This window comes from Nocardia thailandica NBRC 100428, from assembly GCF_000308795.1.
Lineage (GTDB): Bacteria > Actinomycetota > Actinomycetes > Mycobacteriales > Mycobacteriaceae > Nocardia > Nocardia thailandica.
This window is the reverse complement of sequence record NZ_BAGK01000242.1, coordinates 1-5,560: the sequence shown is the minus strand read 5'-3', so window position 1 is coordinate 5,560 and position 5,560 is coordinate 1. Positions and strand designations below refer to the sequence as shown.

6 protein-coding genes are annotated in these 5,560 nt (G+C 70.8%); all 6 read right to left on the bottom strand.

The annotated features are described in order from the left end of the window. Positions 1-397: ribonuclease H family protein (locus ON36_RS28065; protein WP_043659835.1), on the bottom strand; the 397-nt coding region annotated here is incomplete at its 3' end. A gap of 10 nt (positions 398-407) precedes the next feature. Beyond that, a complete protein-coding gene (locus tag ON36_RS28060; RefSeq protein ID WP_043659832.1) occupies positions 408-884 on the bottom strand; it encodes an SRPBCC family protein in 477 nt (158 codons plus the stop codon). Positions 885-985: 101 nt separating this feature from the next. Beyond that, entirely contained in the window at positions 986-2,179 is a 1,194-nt protein-coding gene (gene lhgD, locus ON36_RS28055) for an L-2-hydroxyglutarate dehydrogenase (protein WP_043659829.1), read from the bottom strand. Beyond that, positions 2,176-2,841 (bottom strand): hypothetical protein, encoded by a 666-nt coding sequence (locus ON36_RS28050; RefSeq protein ID WP_157225029.1) that lies wholly within the window; start codon positions 2,839-2,841, stop codon positions 2,176-2,178. Before ON36_RS28050 ends, lhgD begins: the two co-directional genes overlap by 4 nt. A gap of 325 nt (positions 2,842-3,166) precedes the next feature. Then, complete coding sequence (locus tag ON36_RS28045; protein ID WP_043659825.1) at positions 3,167-3,958, bottom strand: TIGR03084 family metal-binding protein; 792 nt, start codon at positions 3,956-3,958, stop codon at positions 3,167-3,169. 53 nt (positions 3,959-4,011) lie between these two features. Beyond that, complete coding sequence (locus tag ON36_RS28040; RefSeq protein ID WP_043659823.1) at positions 4,012-5,367, bottom strand: DUF445 domain-containing protein; 1,356 nt, start codon at positions 5,365-5,367, stop codon at positions 4,012-4,014. Positions 5,368-5,560 lie beyond the last annotated feature (193 nt).

Genomic DNA, 5,560 nt, shown 5'->3' with positions numbered 1-5,560 from the left:
GGGTGTCGGCCTGCTCGTTGAAGTAGTTGCCGACGTGGCCGCGGACCCAGCGGAATCGGACGGGGCCGGGTCGGGTGTTGATGGCGCGGTCGATCTGCTTGATGATCTCGACATTGCGGACGGCGCCGCCGGTGGAGGTGCGCCAGCCGTTGCGGCGCCAGCCCGAGATCCATTCCGAGGCGCACTTGATCGCGTACTGCGAGTCGCTCTCGATCAGCAGGGGCTCGCTGCCGGGGTGCGCGAGGATCGCCTCCAGCACGGCGCGGAGTTCGGCGATCTGGTTGGTGCCGGTGCCCGCCCCGCCGCTGGCCGACGGACCGTGGTGGTTGACCCAGGCCCAGCCGATCGCCCCGCCCGGATTTCGCAGGCAGGACCCGTCGGTGCTGACGATGATCATGACCGAGACCTTAGGCGATGCGCCCGACAAGATCGGTACCGTGGAATGCCTCTATCTCCCTTCGCAACCGGGCCTCCGTCCGGCGCAGCGCCGATTTGGTGGCCGCTTCGATGGGAGCGCGGCACAGCCGGCCGAGCACTCCGCGCGGGGGTGGGTAGTCGGCTTCGGAGGTCAGGACGGACCGCTCGTAGCCGAGCGGATCGAATCGTAGTGTGACAGTTCCGCATACTCGCCCACGCAGGGTATACCCGATGACCGCGTTGCGACGGAATTCGGTGATCTCGCAGGTGACGGTGGATCGCAGCAGGCCGCCGAGGAGCCTGATCTTCGCGGAGTAGGCGGCGCCGAGCCCCTCGTCCGGGGTGCCGAGCGGGACGAAACCGGTCACGCCGTAGAGCCAGTCGGGCACGAAGGCCGGGGTGCTGGCGTAGGCGTAGGCGACATCGACCGGTGCTCCGACGTCACTGGCGTATCTGATGTGGCCCATCGGCTCTCCCTGCTCACGGATGGTATTAAAAGTACTACAGATATTCGGTTTATTTGGGCGGCTTCGCGCGAATCGGCCGGGGAGCGGGCGGCCGCGGACGGCTACAGCGAGGCGACGATGTGCTCGGCGATGGGCATCGCCGAGGTCGCGGCGGGGGACGGCGCGTTGAGCACGTGCACCGAACGCGGGGTGCGCTCGATCAGGAAGTCGTGCACGAGGGTCCCGTCGCGCAGCACCGCCTGCGCCCGGATGCCCGCCTCGCGCGGCCGCAGGTCCGCCAGGGTCAGCTCGGGGCAGTAGCGGCGGCATTCGGCCAGGTAACCGCGCTTGAACAGGGAGTTGCGCAGTTCTCGCGCGCCGGTCCGCACGTGCGCGGCCGCGACGCGATGGAACCCGGGGAAGGCGAACGTGTCCGCGGCGTCGCGCAGGTCGAGGCTGCCCTTGCGGTAGCCCTCGCGGGCCAGGCCGAGCACCGCGTTGGGGCCGACCGTCAGCTCGCCGTCGACGGTCGGGCTCAGGTGCACGCCGAGGAACGGCAGCGACGGGTCGGGGATGGGATAGATGAGCGTGCGCACCAGGTCTTTTCGCGCGCGCGGGAGCTGGTAGTACTCGCCGCGGAAGGGCACGATCCGGAAATCGGTGGCGAGGCCCGCCTTGCGGGCCATCCGGTCGGCCTGCAGGCCCGCGCACACCACGAGCCGCTCGGTGCGGAAGGCGCCGGCGGGCCCGGAAAGGGTGACCGCCGCGCCGGATTCGTCGATGGCGGTGATCTCGGTGTTCAGGGCGATCCGCCCGCCCGCGGCCCTGACCTGCGCCGCGAGGGTCTCGGTGACCCGCCGGTAGTCGATGATGCCGGTGCCGGGGACGAACAGCGCGCCGGTGCCGGTGATCCGGGGTTCGCGCGCGCGCAGTCCGGCGGCGTCGATCAGTTCCACCTCGACGCCGTTGGCGATCGAGCGCTCGTACAGGGCCAGCATGCGCTCGTGCTCGGCGGAATCGGTGGCCACCAGCAGTTTTCCGCACATCTCGAACGGAATGCCGTGGGCGGCGGCGAATTCCTTCGTCCAGGCCGCGCCCGCCCGGCACAGCCGCGCCTTGAGGCTGTCGGGCGGGTAGTAGATGCCGGAGTGGATGACGCCGCTGTTGTGACCGGTCTGATGGGCGCCGAGCGTGGCGGCCTTCTCGATCAGCAGCAGCCGCGCCCCGGGATGGGTGCGCAGCAGCCGGTGGGCGGTGGCCACGCCGACGATGCCGCCGCCGAGGACACAGAAATCGTAGGTGGGGGCCGAACTCACACGCCGACGGTAGCCTGCGCGGGCTCGAGCGGCCCCGGGGCGTACTCCGCGGTGGCCGGAGCCGTCTCGGTCGGCGCGCTCAGCCGCACGGTGTGCACGCCGAGGCTGGGGTCGGTCAGCTGCCAGGTGACGATGCCGCGCGCGACGTCGAGCTCGGTGCGCAGCGCGGTCACGTCGGAGGGGCCGCCCGCGAGGCCGAGGGCCTGGCGCGCGGATTCCGACAGCAGCGTGGCCGTGGTGGTGGCGATGTTGGTGTCGACGGTGAGCGCGTAGGTGTGCGGCTCGCCGGGTGCCAGGTGCGCGCCGACATAGGTGGTGCCGAGCCGGACCGTGCCCGCCAGGCCGGGGGCCGAGGAGGGCGCCGGCGCGGCGGCGGGTTCCGGGGCCGGGGCGACCGGACGGAACACCGAGGCCTGGGCGACGACGGGCCGGCGCGGTACCTCGAACAGCATCGGGCGCGGATCACCCGTCTCGGCGGTGACGGCCCCCGGCTCCGAGGGTCCGCCGGGCTCGGGGAAGGCGCCGGTGTCGCTGCGCCCCGGACCCGCGAGGGACATGTGGTTGGCGATGTAGGTGCCCGCGGCGACGGTCAGGGTGAGGCTGGCGGCGGCGGCGGCGACGGTGGCGGAGTAACGCACGAGCTGGCGTGTGTAAGCGGTCACGATGCGTTCCTTCCTTCCGATCTGCGGGTACACCAGTGGGTGCACGGCCCGCGTCGTTGGAAGCCGCCTTACGGTACTTCCACCGTACGACGTGCCGATGCCGCCCTCACATTGCTGCGACCAGCTTCACACCCGGCGTATCGGACACATGACCGATCGCCGGGGTTTTGCCGTGCCGGCTCCGGGGTACCTACCGAGGGGCAGGCGGGGTCCGTCTCGACTGTCACGGCGGGTCTCCCGGCCAACGGCGTCCGGGCGGTCGACACGAGTGCGACGGCCCACGTGGTGGGCCTCGTCTGCTTCTTCTCTCTCCCCGTTTTCCGGCTCAGGCGAACTGCCCGGCGGCGCGTCCCGTTCCGGGCGGGCCGGCGAATGCCTGGGCGATGCTGAGCCAGTGCTCGGCGTCGGGTCCGCTGGTGCGCAGCGCGGTGTCGTCGCGGTGCCTGCGCTGGGTGGCGACCAGGCAGAAGTCGAGGGCCGGACCCGTCACCCGCTGCGGGGCGTCCTCGGGGCCCCAGGTCCACGGGGAGCCGTCGGGGGCGGTGAGTTCGACCCGGAACTCCTCCGTCGGCCCGTTCTCGCCACGAACGGAGTACGCGAAGTTCCGGGTGCGCACGCTGATGTGGGCGACGGTGCGCAGGCGGGCGGTGGGAGTGCGGGTGACGCCCAGCGCGTCGGCCACGTCCTGGCCGTGCGCCCAGGTCTCCATGATGCGGGCGGAGATCATCGAGGCGGGGCTCATCGGCGGGCCGAACCAGGGCAGCTTGGTGCCGTGGGGGACCGCGGCCAGCGCCGCGACCAGCGCGGCCCGGCCTGCCTGCCACCGGGCGAGGAGGTCGGCGGGCGGTGTCTTCGCGCCCTCCTCGGCGGCCTCGTCGACGAAGGTGAAGGCCTTGGGCGCGGCCTCGGCGAGCAGGGCGGCGAAGCCGTCGGCGTCGGTGGCGGCCACGACCGAGACCTCGTCGGTCCAGGCCAGGTGGGCGATCTGATGGGCGATGGTCCAGCCTTCGGCCGGCGTCGGGGTGGCCCAGTCCGCCGGAGCGAGCGGGGCGACGAGGTGTTCGAGATCGGCGCACTCGGCGGTGAAGTCGTCGAGGAGCGCGGAGACGTCAGCCATGCGCTCCAGAATCTCAGGCGAGCGGGAAAAAGACAAGCACGCGTGCTTGTTTTCTACCAGCCGAAGGTCAGCAGGTGCACCGCGCCGACGACCAGGCCCAGCGCGCCGCCGTGCAGATACAGCAGCCACGCGTCCTGCTCGACCGAGGCGTAGAACATCTCCATGAACTCGCCCGGGGTGAGCTGGCGCAGCTTCCGGCCGGCGAAGTCGTCGATCTTCTTGGCCTGCGCGAGGGCGAACTGCTCGTCCTCCACCATGCTGGGCGCCAGGCTGATCCCCGCGCCCGCGCCCGCGGTCGCCAGGTTCTCGAACTGCTTCTTGCCCAGCGCGGCGCGCACCATGAACGTGGTCGCGCCCAGCTGCCGGTGGATCTCCTCGGAGACCACACGCTCCATCAGCTGCCGCGTCTTGTCCCCGTTGGGGCCCTCGAGCAACTCGTTGGTGAGGTTCTCCACGGTCAGCACCTGGTAGGCCAGGATGTGCGCGAGATCGGTGGCGGCCTGCGGCTGCCGCTTGGCCAGCAGCGCCTGCCGCCACAGGTACTTGTAGCGCGGCTGCGGGTCACCGGGCTCGAAGACCATCTTGATCGCGATGACGTTGACGAACACGCCGATCGCGGCGGACGCGGCCAGCACGATCACCCACGGCGGCACCCAGCCCCACACCGGGATCCGGTCGTGCACGTGCAGGTAGAGCGCCAGCAGCAGGCCGAAGGGCGCGCCGAGCAGGCCGACGCGGACCATGAACTTCAGCTCCGGCGCGGCGATCGTGGTGGTCAGGTCCTTGAGGATCTCCGGGTTCTTCTCCAGGTACCGGATGACGAAGTTCTTGACGTCGAGGATCTGGTCGATGTTGTCGCCGAGACTGGCGAAGGCGCGCCTGCCCAGCGTCGGCAGCTGCCGCTCCACCCGCTGGTAGACGGCCTGCTTGACCTGCCGGGGCAGCGACCGCCACAGGTCGGGGTTGTCCCGGTACATGATCTCGTCGACGATCGTCGGCACCTGATCGCGCGCGTGCTCGGCCAGGTAGTCGCCGATGCCGTCCAGGTCGAGCTCGTGGATGAAGTCGCGCGGACTGCCGATCCGCATCAGCGCCTTGTCGACGCAGATGCTGGCCATCTTCTCGGCCCGGGCCGGGATGAAGCCCTGGAAGCCGAGCCTGCGGCCGTCGCCGGAGAAGGTGGGCAGCACCTGCACCCGGCGCGGGAAGTACGGGTAGAGGACCTGCAGGCCGGGGACGTGGAAGCCCTTGAACTGGACGGGCCAGAACAGCATGAGCACGCCGGTCCAGTTCGTCAGCCAGCCCGCCAGCGCGCTGAAGATCGGGAAGGTGACCAGATCGACGACGAACTTGGACTGCCCCGTGAGCTCTTCCCAGTCGATGAAGAGTCCGGAGGCCAGAGTTGTCATCGAGGTGCCCCCCCTAGAAAGCTGACCGATACGCGGAGATACAGACAAGGCCCCAACATTCTCACCGGTCGAGACGGGGTGTCAATGTGGACGCGGCCGTGGGACCGGCCGCCGCGGGCCGGTCCCCGCGCAGGTCACCCGGCGGCCGTCGTCACCTCCGGGGCCGCGGTGTCGCCCGCCCCCGCCGCCCGGC